The organism is Arthrobacter sp. 10T425, from assembly GCF_056393985.1.
The window spans coordinates 1-19,475 of record NZ_JBFTGZ010000001.1 but is presented as its reverse complement, the minus strand read 5'-3'; the positions used below and the strand labels follow the sequence as shown (position 1 = coordinate 19,475).

The 19,475-nt window shown below is 66.6% G+C and carries 19 protein-coding genes and 1 tRNA gene; 6 read left to right on the top strand and 14 right to left on the bottom strand.

The window, feature by feature from the left end; all coding sequences use genetic code 11:
- The first annotated feature begins 20 nt into the window (after window positions 1-20).
- A complete protein-coding gene (gene cysK / locus AC1DDH_RS00100) occupies window positions 21-956 on the top strand; it encodes a cysteine synthase A (RefSeq protein WP_476873708.1) in 936 nt (311 codons plus the stop codon).
- A gap of 34 nt (window positions 957-990) precedes the next feature.
- Window positions 991-1,575, top strand: a complete 585-nt coding sequence (gene epsC, locus AC1DDH_RS00095; protein ID WP_018773413.1) for a serine O-acetyltransferase EpsC — start codon at window positions 991-993, stop codon at window positions 1,573-1,575.
- Window positions 1,576-1,622: 47 nt separating this feature from the next.
- Here epsC and AC1DDH_RS00090 read toward each other — a convergent pair whose 3' ends face one another.
- Complete coding sequence (locus tag AC1DDH_RS00090) at window positions 1,623-2,465, bottom strand: oxidoreductase (RefSeq protein ID WP_476954577.1); 843 nt, start codon at window positions 2,463-2,465, stop codon at window positions 1,623-1,625.
- Window positions 2,466-2,579: 114 nt separating this feature from the next.
- Window positions 2,580-4,016, bottom strand: a complete 1,437-nt coding sequence (gene gndA, locus AC1DDH_RS00085) for an NADP-dependent phosphogluconate dehydrogenase (protein ID WP_018773415.1) — start codon at window positions 4,014-4,016, stop codon at window positions 2,580-2,582.
- Window positions 4,017-4,292: 276 nt separating this feature from the next.
- Here gndA and AC1DDH_RS00080 point away from each other — a divergent pair, with 276 nt between their 5' ends.
- Entirely contained in the window at window positions 4,293-5,021 is a 729-nt protein-coding gene (locus tag AC1DDH_RS00080) for a FadR/GntR family transcriptional regulator (protein ID WP_028277812.1), read from the top strand.
- A 38-nt stretch (window positions 5,022-5,059) separates the two neighbouring features.
- Here the strand turns inward: AC1DDH_RS00080 and AC1DDH_RS00075 are convergent, their stop codons facing one another.
- Genes AC1DDH_RS00075 through AC1DDH_RS00065 form a run of 3 tightly spaced genes read right to left on the bottom strand, consistent with a single transcriptional unit; the run spans window position 5,060 to window position 7,860 of the window.
- The gene (locus AC1DDH_RS00075) at window positions 5,060-6,124 is read right to left on the bottom strand and encodes an L-idonate 5-dehydrogenase (protein WP_476954576.1); all 1,065 of its coding nucleotides are present in this window, start codon (window positions 6,122-6,124) and stop codon (window positions 5,060-5,062) included.
- A complete protein-coding gene (locus AC1DDH_RS00070; protein ID WP_476954575.1) occupies window positions 6,124-6,894 on the bottom strand; it encodes an SDR family oxidoreductase in 771 nt (256 codons plus the stop codon). The genes AC1DDH_RS00075 and AC1DDH_RS00070 overlap by 1 nt, the downstream gene beginning before the upstream one ends.
- Before the next feature lie 3 nt (window positions 6,895-6,897).
- Window positions 6,898-7,860 carry an NAD(P)-dependent oxidoreductase gene (locus tag AC1DDH_RS00065; protein ID WP_476954574.1) on the bottom strand — a complete coding sequence of 321 codons (963 nt, stop codon included), beginning with the start codon at window positions 7,858-7,860 and terminating at the stop codon, window positions 6,898-6,900.
- Between the two features lie 65 nt (window positions 7,861-7,925).
- Between AC1DDH_RS00065 and AC1DDH_RS00060 the strand changes: the two genes are divergently transcribed.
- Window positions 7,926-8,990, top strand: coding sequence for a D-2-hydroxyacid dehydrogenase (locus AC1DDH_RS00060; RefSeq protein ID WP_476954573.1), 1,065 nt, complete (start codon window positions 7,926-7,928; stop codon window positions 8,988-8,990).
- Window positions 8,991-9,252: 262 nt separating this feature from the next.
- On the opposite strand, the gene AC1DDH_RS00055 is transcribed toward AC1DDH_RS00060, so the two are convergent.
- From AC1DDH_RS00055 to AC1DDH_RS00035, 5 genes are all read right to left on the bottom strand, one after another.
- The gene (locus AC1DDH_RS00055) at window positions 9,253-10,512 is read right to left on the bottom strand and encodes an MFS transporter (RefSeq protein WP_476886657.1); all 1,260 of its coding nucleotides are present in this window, start codon (window positions 10,510-10,512) and stop codon (window positions 9,253-9,255) included.
- A gap of 253 nt (window positions 10,513-10,765) precedes the next feature.
- Complete coding sequence (locus AC1DDH_RS00050) at window positions 10,766-11,563, bottom strand: IclR family transcriptional regulator (protein WP_476856943.1); 798 nt, start codon at window positions 11,561-11,563, stop codon at window positions 10,766-10,768.
- A 166-nt stretch (window positions 11,564-11,729) separates the two neighbouring features.
- Complete coding sequence (locus AC1DDH_RS00045) at window positions 11,730-12,560, bottom strand: fumarylacetoacetate hydrolase family protein (protein WP_476954572.1); 831 nt, start codon at window positions 12,558-12,560, stop codon at window positions 11,730-11,732.
- Window positions 12,561-12,807: 247 nt separating this feature from the next.
- Window positions 12,808-13,086, bottom strand: a complete 279-nt coding sequence (locus AC1DDH_RS00040; RefSeq protein ID WP_476954571.1) for a hypothetical protein — start codon at window positions 13,084-13,086, stop codon at window positions 12,808-12,810.
- A gap of 106 nt (window positions 13,087-13,192) precedes the next feature.
- Window positions 13,193-14,461 (bottom strand): glycosyltransferase, encoded by a 1,269-nt coding sequence (locus tag AC1DDH_RS00035; RefSeq protein ID WP_476856945.1) that lies wholly within the window; start codon window positions 14,459-14,461, stop codon window positions 13,193-13,195.
- A gap of 172 nt (window positions 14,462-14,633) precedes the next feature.
- On the opposite strand from AC1DDH_RS00035, the gene AC1DDH_RS00030 reads away from it, so the two are divergent.
- Window positions 14,634-16,475 (top strand): FAD-dependent oxidoreductase, encoded by a 1,842-nt coding sequence (locus AC1DDH_RS00030; RefSeq protein ID WP_476954570.1) that lies wholly within the window; start codon window positions 14,634-14,636, stop codon window positions 16,473-16,475.
- A gap of 131 nt (window positions 16,476-16,606) precedes the next feature.
- Window positions 16,607-16,792: a hypothetical protein gene (locus tag AC1DDH_RS00025; protein ID WP_476856947.1), complete on the top strand. Its 186-nt coding sequence runs from the start codon at window positions 16,607-16,609 to the stop codon at window positions 16,790-16,792.
- A gap of 68 nt (window positions 16,793-16,860) precedes the next feature.
- Here the strand turns inward: AC1DDH_RS00025 and AC1DDH_RS00020 are convergent.
- The 4 genes from AC1DDH_RS00020 to AC1DDH_RS00005 all read right to left on the bottom strand — a co-directional run bounded on the left by AC1DDH_RS00020 (window position 16,861) and on the right by AC1DDH_RS00005 (window position 18,895).
- Window positions 16,861-16,936 (bottom strand) — tRNA-Val (locus AC1DDH_RS00020).
- 90 nt (window positions 16,937-17,026) lie between these two features.
- Entirely contained in the window at window positions 17,027-17,959 is a 933-nt protein-coding gene (locus AC1DDH_RS00015) for an NAD-dependent protein deacetylase (protein ID WP_476954569.1), read from the bottom strand.
- A gap of 4 nt (window positions 17,960-17,963) precedes the next feature.
- Window positions 17,964-18,479 (bottom strand): peroxiredoxin, encoded by a 516-nt coding sequence (locus tag AC1DDH_RS00010; protein ID WP_476954568.1) that lies wholly within the window; start codon window positions 18,477-18,479, stop codon window positions 17,964-17,966.
- Entirely contained in the window at window positions 18,476-18,895 is a 420-nt protein-coding gene (locus AC1DDH_RS00005) for a DUF3052 domain-containing protein (protein WP_018773429.1), read from the bottom strand. Before AC1DDH_RS00005 ends, AC1DDH_RS00010 begins: the two co-directional genes overlap by 4 nt.
- Window positions 18,896-19,475: the final 580 nt, after the last annotated feature.

Here is a 19,475-nt window from a genome sequence, read left to right as displayed (position 1 = left end):
TCAAAGACAGGCATACATACATGGCACCGATCTATGACGATGTAACCCAGCTGGTAGGCGGAACTCCGCTGGTCCGTCTGAACCGGCTGACCGAAGGCCTTGACGCCACCGTGGCCGTCAAGCTGGAGTTCTACAACCCGGCCAACAGCGTCAAGGACCGGATCGGCGTCGCGATCGTTGACGCTGCCGAGAAGTCCGGTGCACTCAAGCCCGGCGGCACCATCGTCGAAGGCACGTCCGGCAACACCGGAATCGCGCTGGCCATGGTGGGCGCGGCCCGCGGCTACAAGGTCATCCTGACCATGCCGGAAACCATGTCCACCGAGCGCCGGGTCATGCTGCGCGCGTACGGCGCCGAGATTGTCCTGACCCCCGGTTCCGAGGGCATGCGCGGCGCCGTGGAGAAAGCCCAGGAGATCGTGGCCAACACGGAGAACTCCATCTGGGCCCAGCAGTTCGCCAATGAGGCCAACCCGGAGATCCACCGCCGCACGACGGCCGAGGAAGTCTGGGCCGACACCAACGGCAAGGTGGACATCTTCGTCGCCGGCGTCGGCACCGGCGGCACCGTCACCGGCGTCGGACAGGTCCTGAAGGAACGCAAGCCGGAGGTCCAGATCGTGGCCGTCGAGCCGAAGGACTCCCCCATCCTCAACGGCGGCGCCCCGGGCCCGCACAAGATCCAGGGCCTCGGCGCGAACTTCGTCCCCGACATCCTGGACACCAACGTCTATGACGAGGTCATCGACGCCACGCTGGAAGATTCCGTCCGGGTGGCGCGCGAACTCGGCATCAAGGAAGGCATCCTGGGCGGCATCTCCTCCGGCGCCATCGTCTGGGCGGCCCTGGAGCTCGCCAAGCGTCCGGAGAACGCCGGTAAACTCATTGTTGCTGTGGTTTGCGACTTTGGTGAGCGCTACATCTCCACCGTGCTGTACGACGACATCCGCGGCTAAGTCCGCTGACCCACGATTGCCCAGAAAGGTCTTTGTGAGCTTCTTCGCAAGACTGAAGGAAGACCTCGACGCCGCCCGGTCCCACGACCCGGCGGCTCGAGGTTCTTTTGAGAACTTCTTCGCCTATTCCGGCCTGCACGCGATCTGGTTCCACCGCCTGACGCACCGGCTGTGGCAAAACCCGGCGCTGCGGTTCCCGGCGCGGCTGATCTCCCAGCTCGCCCGGTTCCTGACCGGCATCGAGATCCACCCCGGCGCGACGATCGGCCGGCGCTTCTTCATCGACCACGGCATGGGTGTGGTCATCGGCGAGACGGCCGAGATCGGCGAGGACGTCATGATCTACCACGGCGTGACCCTCGGCGGCCGCTCGCTCGCCAAGATCAAACGCCACCCCACCATCGAGGACCGTGTGGTGATCGGCGCGGGCGCCAAGATCCTGGGCCCCATCACCATCGGCCGGGACAGCGCCGTCGGCGCCAACGCCGTGGTGGTCAAAGACGCTCCGGCCGAATCAATCGTCACCGGCGTGCCGGCCACCTGGCGGCACCGCGACGCGCAGCGCGAGACCAAGCCCGCCGTCGACCCGGCCGAGTACCTGATCGAATACCGGATCTAGACCGGGCTCTGGACCGGCTCCCGACCGACTCCCGGCTGAACCGGTATCTAGGCAGCCCTACCCGGGAACCGCTTGTAGATGTTCCACAGGACGGCGTCGAACGCCCGGTCCGGCAGCAGGTGGCGCAGCAGCAGGATCCCGCGGGCGCTGGCACCCACCGGGTAGCGGGTCCTGGGCCGCCGGGCGGTCGCTGCATGCAGGATCGCCTCGGCCGCGAGCTCGGGCCGCGACGACGTTGCGGGGTTGTCCGTGGTGCCCAGCGCCGCCGCCACCACCTTGGCCTGGGCCGCATATGGGCCGTTTCCGGAGCTGGCCAGCAGCCCCTGCGCCGCAATGGCGCCCCACTCGGACTGCGTCCCGGCCGGCTCGATGACGGCCACATAAATACCGTGCGGTTTGAGCTCGAGCCGCAGCGAATCGCTCAGGCCCTCCACGGCGAACTTGGTCGCGTGGTACCAGGCGCCCAGCGGCTCGTACATCTTGCCGCCGATCGATGAGATGTTAATGATCCTGCCCGCACGGGCGGCCCGCATGGCGGGGATCACGAGCTGCGTCATGCGCGCCAGGCCGAAGACGTTCACGTCGAACTGCCGCCGGCCCTCAGCCAGTTCGACCTCCTCGAGCGAACCGTACGTCCCGTAGCCGGCGTTGTTGACCAGGACGTCGATCCGGCCGTGCGCGGCCAGCACGTCCCCGACGGCAGCGCTCATCGAGGCCTCATCGGTCACGTCCAGTGCCACCACCTTTACCCCGGATGCCTTCAGCGGCTCCATCAGCTCCACCCGGCGGGCCCCGGCATAGACGGTGAAGCCGGCCGAGGCAAGCTTTTTCGCGGTTTCGAAGCCGATGCCGGTGGAGGCACCGGTGACAAACGCTACGGGCTGGGGCATGAGTTGAACTCCTTGGGCGCTGAACTCCTGGGGTCGGAGCGGTGCGGAAACACGGACGGCCGGCGCCTCCCAGCGTATCTGGAAGTACCGGCCGTCGCGTCGGAACGGGCTGGGTCAGTGGGTGTCGACTGCCTCGATCTCGGACTTGTCCTCGCCCCAGAGGGTGTGGAACGTGCCCTCGGCATCGACGCGGCCGTAGGTGTGCGCCCCGAAGAGGTCACGCTGGCCCTGGATGACGGCAGCCGGCAGGCGCTTGCGGCGCAGGCCGTCGTAGTAGGCCAGCGAGGAGGAGAACACCGGCACCGGGATGCCGAGCTGCACCGCGGTGGACACCACCCGGCGCCAGGCCGGGAGGACTTCGGCGATCGCCTTGGTGAACGCCGGGGCGAAGAGCAGGTTGGCCGGCTTCTCCGCAGCGGCGTAGGCCTTGGTGATCTCCTTGAGCAGTTCCGCACGGATGATGCAGCCGCCGCGCCACAGCGAGGCGATTTCATCCAGCTTCAGGTCCCAGCCGTATTCCTTGGCCGCGGAGGTGAGCATGTCCAGTCCCTGGGCATAGGAGACCAGCTTGGAGGCGTAGAGCGCCTGACGGACGTCCTCGACAAAGCTCTCGGGGACCTCGACGGCGGCCTCGCCGCCGGCCAGCAGCTCCTGTGCCAGCACGCGCTGCTCGGCCTGGGAGGACAGGGCACGGGCGAAGACGGACTCGGCGATGCCCGACGTCGGGGAGCCGAGCTCAAGGGCGGAGATGACCGTCCAGCGGCCGGTGCCCTTCTGGCCGGCGGCATCCACCACGACGTCGACGAACGGCTTGCCGGTCTTCGCATCGACGTGGCCGAGGACCTCGGCGGAGATTTCGATCAGGAAGGAGGCGAGGTCGCCCTTGTTCCACTCTTCGAAGATCTTGGCCTGCTCGGCCGGTTCGATCCCGGCGCCGGAGCGCAGGAGGTCGAAGGCCTCGCCGATGACCTGCATGTCGGCGTATTCGATGCCGTTGTGGACCATCTTGACGAAGTGGCCGGCGCCGTCGGTGCCGATCCAGGCGCAGCAGGGCTGGCCGTCGACGTGCGCGGCGATCTTTTCCAGCAGCGGGCCCAAGGCGTCGTAGGACTCCTTGGAACCGCCCGGCATGATTGAGGGGCCGTTGAGGGCACCCTCCTCGCCACCGGAGACACCGATGCCGACGAAGTGCAGGTCCTTCTTGGCCAGCGCAGCCTCGCGGCGGCGGGTGTCCTCGTAGTGCGAGTTGCCGGCGTCGATGATGATGTCGCCCGCTTCCAGCAGCGGCTCGAGCTGCTCGATCACGGAGTCGACCGGCTTGCCGGCCTTGACCATGATCAGCACGCGGCGCGGCTTCTCCAGCGAATCAACGAGTTCCTGGAGGGTCTCGGTGCGGACGAAGTCGCCCTCATCGCCATACTTGGCTAGCAGGGTGTCTGTCTTTTCCACGGACCGGTTGTGCAGGGCAACGGTGAAGCCGTTCCGGGCCAGGTTGCGTGCGAGGTTGGCCCCCATCACCGCGAGGCCGGTAACACCGATGTGTGCTGACATCAAAAACTCCAATTCATTTTTGTACACGATGATTTCTGTAGACCACGTGTACGGCGATTCGTCTCAGACGTTCATCTAGGACTCGGCAGGTTGCGCCGCGGAGGGCGGAACCCACTCTTGAGGATTGTGGCTGTCCTTAAACCATATGTATTTCCGCGGGCCGCGGGAAAGCCGCGCCCACGGAGCGGAATGCTGCGCGTCATAAACAGTCTATGATCACCGGCGTCCGCCCCTCCGGTCGGCCCGGACCGGGCCCACCGCATTATGCTTACGACTATGTCAACCAGCCTCCACCACCGTGCCATTGAGCACCTCGGGACCCGGATCGTGGCCGGCGAGCTTCCGGCCGGGCACGTCATGCTTGCCGAGCACCTTGAGGACGAACTCAAGGTCTCCCGCTCGGTGGTCCGGGAGGCGGTCCGGGTCCTCCAGTCCCTGGGCCTGGTGGAGACCATCAAACGCGTCGGCATCCGGGTGCTGCCCTCGAACCGGTGGAACCCCTTCGACCCGCTCGTGATCCGCTGGCGGCTGGCCGGCGAAGGCCGCGGCGCCCAGCTGCGCTCCCTGGCCGAACTCCGCACCGCCGTCGAGCCGGTGGCCGCCGAGCTGGCCGCGGCCAACGCCCCCGAGGAGCTCCGCCGCGAACTCGTGGAGATCTCGCACGCCATGCGCGACGCCGGGCAGGCCGGGGACGTGCCCCGGTTCCTCGAGCTGGACATCCTGTTTCATTCCCTGCTGCTGACCGGCTCGGGAAACGAGATGTTCGCCAACATGGTGGGCCAGGTGACCGAGACGCTGACCGGCCGCACCATCCACGGCCTGATGCCGGACCACCCGCGCGAGACGGCGCTGCGCTGGCACGTGGAGGTCGCCGAGGCCATCGCCGCCGGGGATGCCGCCGCCGCCCGCGAGGCCTCGAACCGGATCATGCGCGAGACCATCTCGGAGATGGAGCCGAGCTGGAAGAACCAGCCGCGGGTGTTTGTCCCGGTCGAGCGCCACTAACCCGCCACTGGCCGTCCCGGGCCCGACGGCGGCGCTCCTCACGCAGGGGCCCGCCTGAAGTCCAGCAGCACCTTCCCCGAAACAGCCGAGTTCCTGGCGACCTCGAACGCTTCCAGTCCGCGGTCCAGGCCAAAGGTGTGGGTCACCACGGGGTCCACCCGCAGGGAGCCGTCGGCGAGCGCCGCTATGACCTCATCGATTTCGTCATTGAAGCGGAAGGAGCCCACCAGCTCCAACTCGCGCGTAATGGCCAGGGAGATCAGGACCGGCTGCGGGCCCGAAGGCAGCAGCCCCACCATCACCACCCTGCCGCCACGGACCGCGCCCGTGATCGCCGAGGCCAGGCCCCGGTGGCTGCCCGAGGACTCGATGACGACGTCCGCCTCAACCGCGGCGATCGCCCCGGCGTCGTCCCCCTTGAGGACCGCGTCGGCCCCCGCAGCACGGGCTATCTCCAGCGGCAGCTCGTGCATGTCCACGGCCACGATCCGGCCGGCGCCGGCGCGTTTGAGCACGGCCACGGCCAGGGCACCGATGGGACCGCTGCCGATCACCAGCGCCGTCTTTCCCGCCACGTCGCCGGCGCGCGACACGGCGTGCCAGGCGACGCTGGCCGGTTCCGCCAGTGCCGCGGTCCGCAGGTCCAGCCCCGCCGGCAGCGGCCGGAGCATCCGGGCCGGCAGGTTCACATACCGGCTGAACGCTCCGTCGGTGTGGGGAAAGCGTGCGGCGCTGCCCAGATACGTGCAGCCCGGCGACAGATTCGGACGCTCCGCCGGGTACCGGGCGCCGCCCGGGCCCGGCGTGGCGGGATGCACCGCGACGGCCGTGCCGGGCCCCGGCCCGGAGCCGTCAGCGGCGGCGCGGATCACAGTCCCTACGATCTCGTGGCCCAGGACCATGGGAGCCTTGAGGACGGATTCGCCCGCGGCACCGTGCAGCCAGTAGTGCAGGTCGGAGCCGCAGATGCCGCCGAAGGCCACGTCGATGACGGCTTCACCGGGCGCCGGCGCGGGCACGGGGATGTCCTCGATCCGCAGGTCGCCCGCGGCGTGGGCCACCACCGCCGCGGCCGTGGCCGGAAGTGCTGCCACGCCGCCCATCAGACCACCACCGTCATTCCGCCGTCGATGAAGATGGTCTGGCCGTTGACGAAGTCGGACCCGTCGGAGGCCAGCCACACAGCGGGTCCGGCCAGGTCCTGCACGGTCCCCCAGCGGTGCGCGGGGGTCCGGCCCAGGATCCAGGCGTTGAACTGCTCATCGTCGACGAGGTTTTGGGTCATCTCGGTGTGGATGTAGCCCGGCGCGATCCCGTTGATCTGCAGGCCCGAGGCGGCCCATTCCGCGGTCATGGCCCGGGTCAGGTTCCGCAGGCCGCCCTTCGCCGCGATGTAGGGCGCGATGGTGGGCCGGGCGAGGTCGGTCTGGACCGAGCAGATGTTGATGATCTTGCCCCGGCCCCGAGGGATCATGTGCCGGGCCGCTTCCCGCCCCACCAGGAACGCGCTGGTCAGGTCCGTGGAGATGACCCGTTCCCAGTCGGCCACGTCGAGCTCGAGCATCGGGACCCTGTGCTGGATGCCGGCGTTGTTGACCAGGATGTCCAGCGGGCCGACGTTCTCCTCCACCCAGGCGATGCCCCGGGCGGCCCCGGTGTCGCTGGTGACGTCGAAGGCGCAGCTGTGCACCCGGCCCGGCGCGTAGTCCGCGGCCATCGCGGCCTCGGCGGCCTTGAGCCGCTCGGGGTTGATGCCGTTGAGCACCACGGTGGCGCCGGCGCCGGCCAGGGCCCGGGCCAGGGCGTTGCCGATCCCCCGGCTCGAACCGGTCACCAGGGCCACACGCCCGGTCAGGTCAAAAAGTCCACTCATGGTTCACTGATCCTCATCGGTCTTTGCTGCTGTGTTGGCTGTTGGCTTATCGCTGGCGTTGTCACGTGCGTTGTCGCTGAGATTGGCGATGGTTTGCCGCACGACGGCGAGGTCCCGGTCCCCCAGCCCCTGGCGCAGCAGGGCAGCGTAGAGCTCGGCGCCGGCGGCCGCCATCGGCACTGCGGCACCCGCGGCCGCGGCGCTCTCGAGCACGAAGGAGAGGTCCTTGTGCATGAACTTGGCGGGCCCGGTGGGCTCGTAGTCCCTGGCGGCGAGCCGTGGGCCCACGATGTCCAGGACCCGGCTGCCCGCCAGTCCGCCCGCGAGCACCTCGTAAAGGGCGTGCACCTCCATGCCGGAGCGTTCGGCGAGCTCCGCGGCCTCGGCGAGCGCCGCCGTCGTGGTTCCCACGATCAGCTGGTTGCACGCCTTGGCGAGCGACCCCGATCCCAGCGGTCCCAGCCGCCGCACGGTGCTGCCCATCGCGCCAAAGAGCGGCAGGAGCCGGCGGAAGTCGCTGTAGCTGGCGCCCGCCATGATGGCGAGGGTACCGTCCGCCGCGCCTTTGGTGCCGCCGCTGACCGGCGCATCGACGACGACGGCGTTGCCCCCGCTCGCCTCCGCGACCCGTGCCCCGAAGTACCGCACGCCGGACGGCGACACGCTGCTCATCACCACGACGGCGGTTCCGGGCGCGGGCGGGCTGGCGGTCCAGCCGGCCAGGAGCGCGGCACTCGCATCCTCAATGTCGGACAGATCCGGCAGCATGAAGACAATGACTGGCTGGTCTCGAAGCGCTTCGACCCTGGCCACACGCGAGCCGCCCAGGGTCTCGAAGGCGTCCAGCGCCGCCGGCGAACGGTTCCAGGCCGTGACGGTCCATCCTGCCGCGAGGAGGTTGGCGGCCATCGGCGCGCCCATCAGGCCGAGGCCGACAAACCCGGCCTCCCTGCGGTCCATCTCCATGCGTTGCCCTCACTTCGTCGTGGTTAATCTTGGAATTCTGTTCAGCATCCTAGCCTCCATTCAGTATGATGAACACTATGACGACCAAAACCACCGTAGCGATCGCCGTCCCGCTCGAAGCAGAGCTGGTGGACCGCATCCGCGCCGTAGATCCGTCCGTGACCGTCCTTTACGACCCCGAGCTCTTGCCGCCGGAACGCTTTCCCGCCGACCATGCGGGTGACCCGGACTTCCTCCGGACGCCGGAGCAGGAAGAGCGCTACTGGGACATGCTCAACAAGGCCCAGGTCCTGTACGGGCTTCCCAACGAAAGCCCGGCAGGCCTCGCCTGGATCGCCGGCAGCAATCCCCGGCTTGAGTGGATCCATGCCATGGCGGCCGGCGCCGGCGGTGCCGTGAAGGCATCGGGGCTGGACGCCGCGACGCTGCAGAAGTTCAGGGTCACCACCTCGGCCGGGGTGCACGCCCTGCCGCTCGCCGAGTTCGCCGCCCTGGGCATCCTCAACGGCTTCAAGCGCAGCGCCGAGCTGGCCCAGGACCAGGCGGCCAAGCTCTGGCCCGAGCTCCGCACCCCCACCCGCCTGGTCAACGGCTCCCGCCTGGTGGTCACCGGGCTCGGCGAGATCGGGCTCGAGACCGCACGGATCGCCCGCGCCCTGGGCATGAGCGTCAGCGGGACCAAGCGGACCGTGGAGGCCATCGACGGGATCGAGACGGTCACGGACAACGACGGACTCGCCGGCCTGCTGGGCACCGCAGACGCCGTCGTCAATACCCTGCCCGGCACGCCGTACACCGAGAAGCTTTTCAGCCGCGACGTCTTCGCCGCCATGAAGCCCGGAACAGTCTTCGTCAACGTGGGCCGCGGCACCGTGGTCGATGAAGAGGCGCTTCTGGAGGCTCTGGGCAACGGCCAGGTCTCCTATGCCTGCCTCGATGTCTTCGCCGTGGAGCCACTGCCGCAGGACAGCCCGCTGTGGAACCACCCCAGGGTGATGGTGTCCCCGCACACCTCGGCGCTCAGCGCCGCCGAAAACCGGCTGATCACCGAACGCTTCTGCAGCAACCTGCGGACCTACCTCGACGGTGGCGAACTCCCCCACCTGGTGGACACGGTGCACTTCTACTGAGTCCACCCTTTCGCACTGCACCAGCGCCGCAGCGCACACAGGGCGGCCCACCGGAAACGGTTGGGCCGCCCTTAGCGTTGGGCGAGGAAGGTTCCGCCCAGCAACGCGGGACCGTGCCTGCGAGGCCGGCATTCGGGCGCGCCGGGTATTTTGCCCGTCGACGCGGGTATTCCGTGGCGCAGAAACGGCCGTGGCCCCTTCCTGGGTGGAAGGGGCCACGGCCTGTGCGGCGCGGACGGAGGGTCTGCAGCCCGGATACCGCCTAGCGCGCATCCTCCGTCAGGAGAAGGTCGCGTCCCACCGTCTCGGGCGTGAAGAAGGTGGTGACAAACGAGATCAGCGCCAGGACCAGCGAGTAGATGGCGAGCACCAGCCAGGAATGGTCCGTGGCGGCCAGCAGCGCGGCGCCGACCAGCGGGACCAGGCCGCCGGCCAGGACGGCGGAGAGCTCCCGGCTCATGGCCACGCCGGTGAAGCGGTACTGCGAGCCGAAGAGTTCAGGCAGCAGCGGGCACTGCGGGCCGAGCATGGACTGAACGCCGAGGGCGATGCCCACCACCATGACAATCCAGACCAGCGTGACATTGCCCAGCGTCACCAGGTAGAACGCCGGCAGCGCGATGAGCGCCTGGAACAGCGCGCCGTAGCGGTAGACGGGCACCCGGCCGAACCTGTCGGACAGCGCACCGAAGGTGATCACCATGACGGCCGCGAAGCCCGCGGCGATGAGCAGGCCGACCGGACCGATGAACTTGTCGCCGGGAAAAACGCCGTCCTTGGCCGCCAGGAACGCGATGAGCAGCGCGGAGTAGATCGAGGAATTGCCGTTTTCGCCCATCCGCAGGCCGATGCCGATCAGCACGTTCTTCTTCGAGTGCTTCCACAGCTGGCCGATGGGGTTCTTGACCACGCTCTTGTGCTTTTCCAGTTCCTGGAAGACGGGCGTTTCCTTCAGCCGGAGCCGAATGAAGATGGCCACCACAACCAGGAGCACGCTGGCCAGGAAGGGCACCCGCCACAGCCAGCCCTCCAGGACGGCCTTGTCTGCCATGGCAATGAGCGCGAACGTTCCGGCGCCGAGCAGGGTCCCCAGCTGGATGCCGACGAACGGGAGCGACGCGAAGAAGCCACGACGGCGGCGCGGCGCGACTTCGGAAATGAGCGTGGTGGCGCCCGCCTGTTCAGCGCCGGCACCCAGTCCCTGCAGGATGCGCAGCGTCACCAGAAGAACGGCGCCGAGCATGCCGGCCTGTTCGTACGTCGGCAGCAGGCCGATGGCGAAGCTGGCGGTCCCCATCAGGCCGATGGTGAGGATCAGGACCATCTTGCGGCCGAACCGGTCGCCGATGTAGCCGAAGACCATCCCGCCGAAGGGTCGGGCCGCGAAGCCCACACCGTACGTGGCGAAGGATGCAATCAGGGCCCCGTCCTCGCCGAGCGGCTTGAAGAACAGCGGGCCGAAGATCAGGGCGGAGGCCAGCCCGTAGATGTAGAAGTCGTAGTACTCCAGCGCGGAGCCCACAGAGCTGGCAAGCGTTGCCCGTCGCAGCTGTTCCGGATCGACGACGGCGCCGTCCGCTTCAGCGAGCGGTGTATTAGTACTAGTTGTCACAAGCACTCCCTCAAGAACACTCCAGACCCCCGTTGGTCTGGTGGGTGTGAGCAACCCCAAGGAGTCGATCACTATGCTGAACAGAGTACAGCATAGTGATCGGCTAGCCAATGAATAATCAGATTATTCCGGGGCGTCCCGAAACGCCCAGCGGCGCGGGCCCCTAGCCCATGGGATTGCCGAGGGACCGGGCGAGGTCCTGGAGTTCCTTCACCATCAGGGCGCCCTGCTCCTGCGAGTAAGTCGCCTTCAGCGCGGTGACCGACAGGCCTAGGCTGGGCCCGTGTGCGCCCCGGGTCGGGACGGCGACGGCCAGGCACACGACTCCGGTGGTGGATTCCTCGTCCTCGAACGCATACCCCTGCTCCCGGATGAGCGTGAGCTGCGCCTTGAGCTCGGCACCCGTGCGCAGCGACTTCGGCGTCAGGACCGGAAGAGTGGCGTCGTCGGGAAACATCTCGTCGACGTCGTGGTCATGCAGCCGCGCGATCAGGGCCTTGCCCACGGCACAGAGGGACACGGGCATCTTGTCGCCAATATTGGACGTCAGGCGCACCGCCGGGTGCCCTTCGTAGCGGGCCAGGTAGATGACATTTGTTCCGTCCAGCATGGCGATCCGGACCGTCTCTCCCGAGAGCGTCGGGGCCTGTTCACAGAAGCGGTAGAACTCCTGGACCTCGTCGAGGCGGCTGAGGTAGGCAGCACCGAGCTCAACCAACTTCCGGCCGAGGGTGAACTCCGCGCCCTGGCGGCTGATCAGCCTCGCCTCCTCGAGCGCGAGCAGGAGGTTGGAGGTGGAGGACTTCGGGATTCCCAGTTCCCGGGACAGATCACTGAGCGTGAGGCGTCCGGTCGCGGATGCCGCCAGGGCTTCCAGCACGGCGGCGGCACGGGTGACAGCCGGCGCGGGTGACGCGCTCCCCAATCCGTCGGAGGGTCGGGAAACTCGGGAATCGGCCATGATTCTCCTTCAGGTATCGCGCGCAAGTCGCCGCGCCACTCGTTCGAATGCCGTCCAGTCAGCTGAACACTAACCATCATAATGTCTGGCGCCCTGAACCGGGACCGGCAGGGCCCGCGCATCCATTGCTCCCCGTCGGCGGGCCTCGTCGGGGACCGCAGGCCCCTTAGGCGGCAGACACCACGGGATTCGTCAGCTCGCCGATGCCGGCAATGTGGCAAGTGACGGTGTCGCCGGGGACGATCGGCGCACACTCGGCGGGGAATCCCGTCAGCACCAGGTCACCCGGGTGAAGGGTCATGAAGGATGTGAGATAGGCGAGGATTTCCTCGACCTTCCAGCCAAGGTCGGCGGAGCTGGCTGCCTGGAGTTCCTGACCGTTGTGTTTGATGCCGATCGCCAGGTCGTCACCGTTCAGGTCCGTGACAATCCAGGGCCCCACGGGCGTGAACGTGTCCTGGCTCTTGGCGCTGATCCACAGCTGATCGGATTCCTGCAGGTTCCTGGCGGAGACGTCATTTCCTATGGTGTAGCCCAGGACCGCGCCCATGGCGTTGCCGGGCGTCAGTCCGCGGGCGCTGCTCCCGATCACGAGGGTCAGTTCGGCCTCCGGCTCGACGCGGCCCACACCCGGCCGGAGTTCAACCGCGTCCCCCGGGCCAACCACACTGGTGGCCGCCTTGTGGAAGGCCTGCGGCGGAAGTCCGCGGCCCGCGGCACCCGTATTGTGCGCCATGCCCAGGACGTTGGCCGGGACACAGGGCGCGAGGAACGTGAACGACGCTTCCTCCACTGCCGCGCCGAACTCCCAACCGCTGCGGGGCAGGCTGCCGGCATTGGCGGCAGAACCCGGGAACGGAGAGGGTGTCACCGTCCACACCCTGCCCGCCGCACTGCCAAAGTCCGCTGCGTCGTTGGCGACGAAGAAGTTTTCGTCCCCGGCAGCCGGGGAAAGCGGGCGGACTCTGGCGATTCGGCGGGCACTCGTGGCGGTCATGAAAACATCCTAGGCGGCGGACTCCCGGGGCCCGCGATTAGGCCATCGACTGGCGTAATTCTGGCGCGCAGAAACGCCGCCGGTGTTTCACATTTCCAAGTGTTCACGGTATATTCATTACAAGCCTTCCACCGCGGCATCCCCCAATAGTCGCGGTGGAAGGCTTTTCCAATGCCCGGGTGATACCAGGGTCCGGGGTCCCCTTTTGAGCGGGCCGGGCCGGGCGATTGTTGCCCGCGCAGGCGGACTACGCGGCGTCCGCAACGGCCCCCCGCAGCCGCCAGCCCCCACCGAGGCCGTCCCGGATCAGTTCCATGGTGGTCAGGGCAGATCCGCGGTTGCGGCCGAGCCTCGCCTGGACCTGCCAGACCTCGACATCCACGCGGCTCAGGCCCTTGGGCATCCGGCGCTCGGCCTCCCACCAGCTGACCCGCTCGAACCAACGCACGGGCTCGGCGCCGATCAACCATTCCCTGCCCCCGCGCACTACCGCCAGGGGCCGCCCGTCCGGGGCTGTTTTCACCATCACGTGTTCCATGCCCGTCACAGTAGGGCGGAGCCCTGACATTTTCGGGGCGTGCAGCATCCCCCGCCGGGACGCACAAAACCCCGCCCTGGGGGGCCTCCGGTCTTTAGTCGGCGGCGTGCACCGCAACGACGCGCGGCTGGCGCAAGCGGATGAAAACGTCTGCGGGCTGGCGATTCTTGCCCTTGAGTGTGATGCCGGAGATGCTGACCCCTTTGGGCAGCAGAAGGCTTTGACGCACCACGCCGCGCGCATTTTTCGACCACACCTGACGATTCAACCCATAGATGGAGCTCTCCCGCAGCCCGAGTTCCTCGGGATCGATGCCCTCCGCACCTTGAAGCTGATAGGAGACCACGCCAAATCCTCCCTGGAGCCTGCTCCTCGACTCGAACTCAAACTCGAACTCGACCAGCCCCGCCTCAATTGCCGAATCCAACGGAAAAGTCAGCACCGTGTCCTCGGTCAGGCGCAGGGGTTCCGCGCCCGGCGCGGAAAGCTCGTGCAGCACAGGTTCGCCGCGGACGATGTCCTCGATGAGACTCGGCCATTTTTCCGCAGAAATGTCGGCCGATCGCACAGCCGGCAGTTTGTCCAGCCGCGCCAGAGAGGCTGCGACGCGCTCATGCGGGGTTTCGTTCAACGTCGAGTCCTGATCGCTGTGACGGACTTGGAAGAACATGTGTTCCCGGGAGTCAAGGATGGTCGGCATCACCTGGTCTACACCATGGTGCGGCCCGGGCGTAACGATCGAGAGGCTGCGCTGGCGCGGGTCGAACGCGGACACGAAGGCCATCCCTTGGGCGGACTTCGGGTGGTAGAACTCTCGGAGGTTCACCAGGTCATGCTGGCCCTTGTAGGCCGTCAGGCCGAGTCCGAATGAAATGGCCATCCCCACGTGGTTCAGCGTCCGGTACACCTCAAGATGGGTCAGATAGTCGGCGGCGAGCAGGTCGTCGTCATCGAGACGGAACCACGCGACCGGCTGCACGCCGGCGTCGGCGTCAAACTTGCTGGCGAGGTCCTGCTCAATCAGGGGCTTGACTTCTTCGATGCCTGTTCCCCGGACGACGTCGTTCCATTCCACCGGAACCAGGAACGGGTATCTGGCCGCGGCCGCGAACAAAATTTCCTGATGCCGCTTCGGGAGCAACTCGGAATACATCACGAAGTGTTTGTAGTCATGGTTTTCCGCCATGGCGGAAAGGGCAGGCACGGCCTTCTCGAAGAACATCTCAGCTCGAAGACTGAGGCGCTTTTCCGAGAACAAGTACTGCATGTAGTCTGCCGGGGTCTTGAAGACGCCGCTCCGCGACGTTTTCCAAGAGTGTGATCCGGGAGAGAAAAGGCTGTAGCGCGTGACGCCATAAAACATGGTGGTCCCCATGGTCTTTCGAAGCTGAACAAATCACCTAACTGTACTCTGCAACCACCATGCCTTAGGGACGGGTCCGCCCCCTACCCTCCCCTCACTGATGTCAGGCATTTCGGACCGCGGTGCCCGCACCCGCGCACAGGCACCGCTTGGGTCAACTATCGTTGTCAGAATGAACCTTGCCACCCAGACAATTCCGCGTTTCAAGGAGTTTGCACCCGGCGAGAAGCCGAACGTCGTTGATCCGATCAGCGCCCGGCAGCGGGCGGCATGGAAGGAAATACCCGATGTCTTGGATCGGTCCTGCGAGGTAGTTGTTGCCGGCGGAGGACTGTCGGGGGCAGCTGCGGCCATCGCGGCAACGAGGCGCGGCGCCTCCGTGATCATGGTGGAACCGACCCACATGGTCGGTGGGCAGGCGACAGCCGGCGGCGTCAGCGCGTTCGACATCACGTTCCACTACGACCACGCGCTCAATGACTTTGGCATCTGGTCAGAGATCCTCGCCCGGATTCAGCACATCTACGACGTCGAGTTAAACCGGCCAGTAAATGTCGGGCACTACAGGAAAATCTCGTTTACGCCCAACGTAGTCGTCGTTGAACGGGTGCTCACCGAGATGCTCGATGCCGCGGGCATACCCGTGCTCCGTAACACCGGGATCAGTGCTGCGTGCCGCGAGGCCGGCCGGGTCACCGGCCTCCTCACCACCGCGGGACCGATTGAGGCTAAGGTCGTCATCGATGCCACCGAGGACGGGCAGGTTCTCGCCCTCGCCGGCGTCCCGCACAGGCTGAGTAACGGAGTCTCCAACGGAACCAGCACCCGCGGGATCACTTCCAAACGGCAAGCCATTCAGGACATCACCTACACCGCGATTATCCAGGCCTATCCCGGCGGCATCCCCGACGAACTCCGCGTCACCGTGGCGCCGGAAAACTACGGCACGTATGCGACGGAATTCCGCAGCGCATACCCGCCAGAAGGCGGCTTCGATAGCCTCAAGAAAAAGCCCGGGCCGTTGGGATTTGCAGGCTTCCGTGCCGCCCCGGACCTGAGCTCCGAGAACATGCAAACGGGCGACGACTACAACGCAGTCACCCGAACGAACCTGAATCATTACAACGACTTCCCCGTCGGCGCCGACTACCTCACCGATCCGGATGCACGCGCCCGCTACGAGGCGGAGGCGAAGCTGAAAACCATCTGCATCATCTACTACCTGCAGAACGAACTCGGCCTGCCCTGGTCTGTCGCAACGGACGAGGGCTACGCTGACGGGCCCACGCCGCCGCGCAACCCCTACGTGCCCGACATTTACATTCCGATCGAGCAGCACATGCCCCTCATCCCCTACATACGCGAATCACGCCGCGTGATCGGGACAGCAATCATCACGGGCAAGGACATCATCCGGGAACCGAACCGCACCGAAGCGCCCTGGCGCGACGACAGCGTGGTTGTAGGGACCTACCACCCAGACCTCCACGGCGGCCGGGCCGAAACGGACTTCGAGACCTATCTCGGCGAGTCCCTGGCCGACAAGCCCACCGTCTGGCGGGAGGGGCCCTTCCCCATCCCGATGGGAGCACTCATCCCTGAGTGGGTGGACGGGCTCCTCGCGGCGGAGAAGAACATCTCCACCACACGGCTCGCGTCCGGCGCGATTCGGCTGCACCCTACCGTGACAGGCATCGGCGAAGCCGCTGGCACGGCCGCTGCGTTGGCCGTGCACCATGGCGTGCAGCCGGCAGCGGTCCCGGTCGCGGCGATCCAGTTGTCGCTTGCTGAGGGTGGCGCATTATTGACGCCCCTGGCCGTGGAGGGGCTGGACCGAGGGTCGCCCGAGTTCATCGCTGTCACCCTGGCCCTCGCCCGAAACAGGGCTGACAAGGAGATCCTGCGCCCGAAGAAAATGGAACCCTACATCATCACCGACACAGAGGCTGCTGAGGCCGCCGGGCAGGTGTCGATCCAGTACCTGAAGGACTGGCGAGTCAGCATTCAACGCTAACGAATGGCGCCCCAGCCCGCGGCGTCCGCCTTTCACCGCCGTCACCAATGTCAGACATTTCCGAGCAGATGGTAAATTCGACGCGTGCCGGGCGCACAGGGCGCCCTGCGAAGGACCAAGGGGAATGCAAGATGGCTGAATCGAACGCTCAGAAACTGGAGAAGGCGAAAGCCGTGGTGCTGGATTCGATCGTAAAGGGTGGCGTGTCGACCAATCAGTCTCAGGCTGTGCAGCGGCTCGCCAACGCCTACGCCCTCCTTGAAGGGACCGTAGCCCCGATCAGCGGTCCCAACGAATCGGCGCCGAAAAGCTCCTGATCGGGTCAACCGGACGCACAAAACCCCGCCTTTCCGGACCGTATGGTCCGGAAGGACGGGGTTTTCTGTGGTGGGTCCTACCGGGATCGAACCGATGACATCCACGGTGTAAACGTGGCGCTCTACCAGCTGAGCTAAAGACCCAAACCGCGGTTTCCGCGCCTCAGCGCTTCAACCAACGAACAGCTACTGTACCGGATGTCACCGGCCAAGCGCCAATCGGCCCGGCCGTCGCTACAGGGGCGGCAGCTCTGCGGCGAGCCAGGTCAAGGCCCCGCTGACGCCTGCCTCCAGCTTGATGGTGGCGAGGCCGTCCCCGCGGGTCGGTCCCCTGTTGATGATGACCACGGCTTTGCCCTGCTTCGCCGCGTGGCGGACAAAACGCAGGCCGCTCATCACGGTCAGCGACGAGCCGGCCACCAGGAGCGCCCGGGCGGCGTCGACCATGGCGTAGGAGCGCTCCACGCGGTCCTTGGGCACGTTTTCCCCGAAGTACACGAAGTCCGGTTTCAGGGTGCCGCCGCAGGCCGGACAGCGGGCGACGATGAACGATCCAATCAGTTCGCCGTCCTCGACGGCGGCATCGGCGTCCGGTGCCATTTCAACCACCCCGGCCGCCTGCGCCCGTTCCAGGAACCCGGGGTTGAGTTCTTCCAGGACACCGGCCAGCATCCGGCGGCTGAACCGCCGGTGGCAGTCCAGGCACACCACCTGGTCGAACCGGCCGTGCAGGTCCACGACGTTGACGCTGCCGGCGTCCTCGTGGAGCCGGTCCACGTTTTGGGTGATGAGGCCGGTGAGAAGCCCCCGCTGCTCCAGCCGGGCTACAGCGGCATGGCCATCGTTCGGATCCGCCCTGCGCAGATGTGACCAGCCGATGTGGTTGCGTGCCCAGTAGCGCTGCCGGTTTCCCGGCTCGCCGATGAATTCCTGGTAGGTCATGGGGGTCCGCGGTGCGGCGCCGGGCCCGCGGTAGTCCGGGATGCCTGAATCCGTACTCAGGCCGGCACCCGTCAGCACGGCGAACTGCTCCCCGGACAGGAGGCCGTGGATGTCCTGCAGGGCCTCCAGCTCGGTGCGCTGGAGTTCCGCGGCGCTCCCGGCGGCCGTGACCGGCGGGAGGCTGGCAAACCCGGTCATGCCGATTCCTGGCCGCCGCTGCCTCACCGGATCAGCTCCCGCCGAGTCCCGCGAGAGCCGCCCGGTATTCGGCGAAGTCCCGGGCCTGGCCGCGCGGATTCACCACGACGTAGCGGACGATTCCCGCCGCGTCGATGATGAAGGTGCCGCGCAGCGCCATGCCGCTGTCGGGGTCGAACACGCCGTAAGCCGAGGCCACAGCCCCGTGCGGCCAGAAGTCGGCCAGCATATCGAAGCCGTAGCCTTCCTTTTCGGCATAGGCACGCTGGGCGAATTTGCTGTCCACCGAGACTGCCAGCACAGCGGCGTCGGCATCCTCGAACAGTGCCAGGTTGTCCCGGATTTCGCACAGTTCCCCGGTGCAGATCCCGGAGAAGGCAAACGGGTAGAAGACCATGGCGACGTTGCGGCCGCGGAAGTCTGAGAGGCGCACCGGTTCCCCGAATTGATTGGCGAGCTCGAAATCCGGCGCGGCATCGCCGACACCGGGAACGGGGCTCACGGCGGAGCGCGGCCCGGAGGCCTCGTGCTGGACCGCTTGGGTCACTTGTTCTTCCGCGTGACCAACCGGGTGGCGCTCCAGTCCTTCGAGACGCCGGCGGAGGTGGTGTAGTGGAGCCCTGCGGTGGGCGCGGCATCCTGGATGTCCGCGGGCGAGACGTAGCCGTCCCGGCCGGACTTGGGAGTCAGGACCCAGACAACGCCGCCCTCGGTGAGAGTGGTCAGCGAATCGACCAGCGTGTCCACAAGGTCTCCGTCACCTGCCCGCCACCAGAGAATGGCGGCATCGACCACCTCGTGATCGTCCTCATCGAGAAGCTCAGAGCCCGTGAGATCTTCGATATCGTCCCGCAAGTCGAAGTCGACATCGTCGTCATAACCGAATTCCTGAATCAGGTCCCCGTCTTTGAAACCCAGTTTCTCCGCCACATTTACCGAAGTGGCGGCGTCGGCCTCGCTCACGTGTTGCTCCTATGCTTTTTGAATTGCTTCATGTTTTCAATGGCACTAGTGATTTCCATTACTCCAAGCCAACACCCTTTGGGCTCTCGCTTCAAGCTGTTGGTACCGCGATCCGCCATATTCTGCGTCACACAGGCCGATCCGGAGGCTGCGGGGCAGCGCTTCGTCACACAACCAGTATGCCCGTGAAATACGGGGACGGGTCCATAGGGCGGCTACGCATCCATCAGCCCGCACGGCTAGAGTGGCTGATGACGACTACGCCTGCGCGGGCAACCGCCCGGCTAATACAGGCAGGCGTACCGTGATTGGACCTTGCCCGGCGCATACGACCGGGCTGATGTAACCGATATGTCGCACACGTCGCGTTCACGCCAGGCAGTCACCCTGCCCGGAGCTGAGGGTGCCGATAGATGCGCTCAAAGAGAGGTTGGACGTGGCTGCAGGAGAAGATACCTCCCATATCCTCAGCGGGTTGACAAACCAGCTGCCTGATCGTGATCCGGAAGAGACCGCCGAATGGCTGGAGTCCCTGGATACCCTGATTCAGGAACAAGGCACCGAACGTGCCCAGTACATT

Excerpts from the sequence above, each read along its gene's own strand:
- cysK (WP_476873708.1), top strand. The coding sequence starts at position 21 with ATGGCACCGATCTATGACGATGTAACCCAGCTGGTAGGCGGAACTCCG.
- AC1DDH_RS00090 (WP_476954577.1), bottom strand. The coding sequence starts at position 2,465 with ATGCCCCAGCCCGTAGCGTTTGTCACCGGTGCCTCCACCGGCATCGGC.
- gndA (WP_018773415.1), bottom strand. The coding sequence starts at position 4,016 with ATGTCAGCACACATCGGTGTTACCGGCCTCGCGGTGATGGGGGCCAAC.
- AC1DDH_RS00080 (WP_028277812.1), top strand. The coding sequence starts at position 4,293 with ATGTCAACCAGCCTCCACCACCGTGCCATTGAGCACCTCGGGACCCGG.
- AC1DDH_RS00075 (WP_476954576.1), bottom strand. The coding sequence starts at position 6,124 with ATGGGCGGCGTGGCAGCACTTCCGGCCACGGCCGCGGCGGTGGTGGCC.
- AC1DDH_RS00070 (WP_476954575.1), bottom strand. The coding sequence starts at position 6,894 with ATGAGTGGACTTTTTGACCTGACCGGGCGTGTGGCCCTGGTGACCGGT.
- AC1DDH_RS00065 (WP_476954574.1), bottom strand. The coding sequence starts at position 7,860 with ATGGAGATGGACCGCAGGGAGGCCGGGTTTGTCGGCCTCGGCCTGATG.
- AC1DDH_RS00060 (WP_476954573.1), top strand. The coding sequence starts at position 7,926 with ATGATGAACACTATGACGACCAAAACCACCGTAGCGATCGCCGTCCCG.
- AC1DDH_RS00050 (WP_476856943.1), bottom strand. The coding sequence starts at position 11,563 with ATGGCCGATTCCCGAGTTTCCCGACCCTCCGACGGATTGGGGAGCGCG.
- AC1DDH_RS00045 (WP_476954572.1), bottom strand. The coding sequence starts at position 12,560 with ATGACCGCCACGAGTGCCCGCCGAATCGCCAGAGTCCGCCCGCTTTCC.
- AC1DDH_RS00040 (WP_476954571.1), bottom strand. The coding sequence starts at position 13,086 with ATGGTGAAAACAGCCCCGGACGGGCGGCCCCTGGCGGTAGTGCGCGGG.
- AC1DDH_RS00035 (WP_476856945.1), bottom strand. The coding sequence starts at position 14,461 with ATGTTTTATGGCGTCACGCGCTACAGCCTTTTCTCTCCCGGATCACAC.
- AC1DDH_RS00030 (WP_476954570.1), top strand. The coding sequence starts at position 14,634 with ATGAACCTTGCCACCCAGACAATTCCGCGTTTCAAGGAGTTTGCACCC.
- AC1DDH_RS00025 (WP_476856947.1), top strand. The coding sequence starts at position 16,607 with ATGGCTGAATCGAACGCTCAGAAACTGGAGAAGGCGAAAGCCGTGGTG.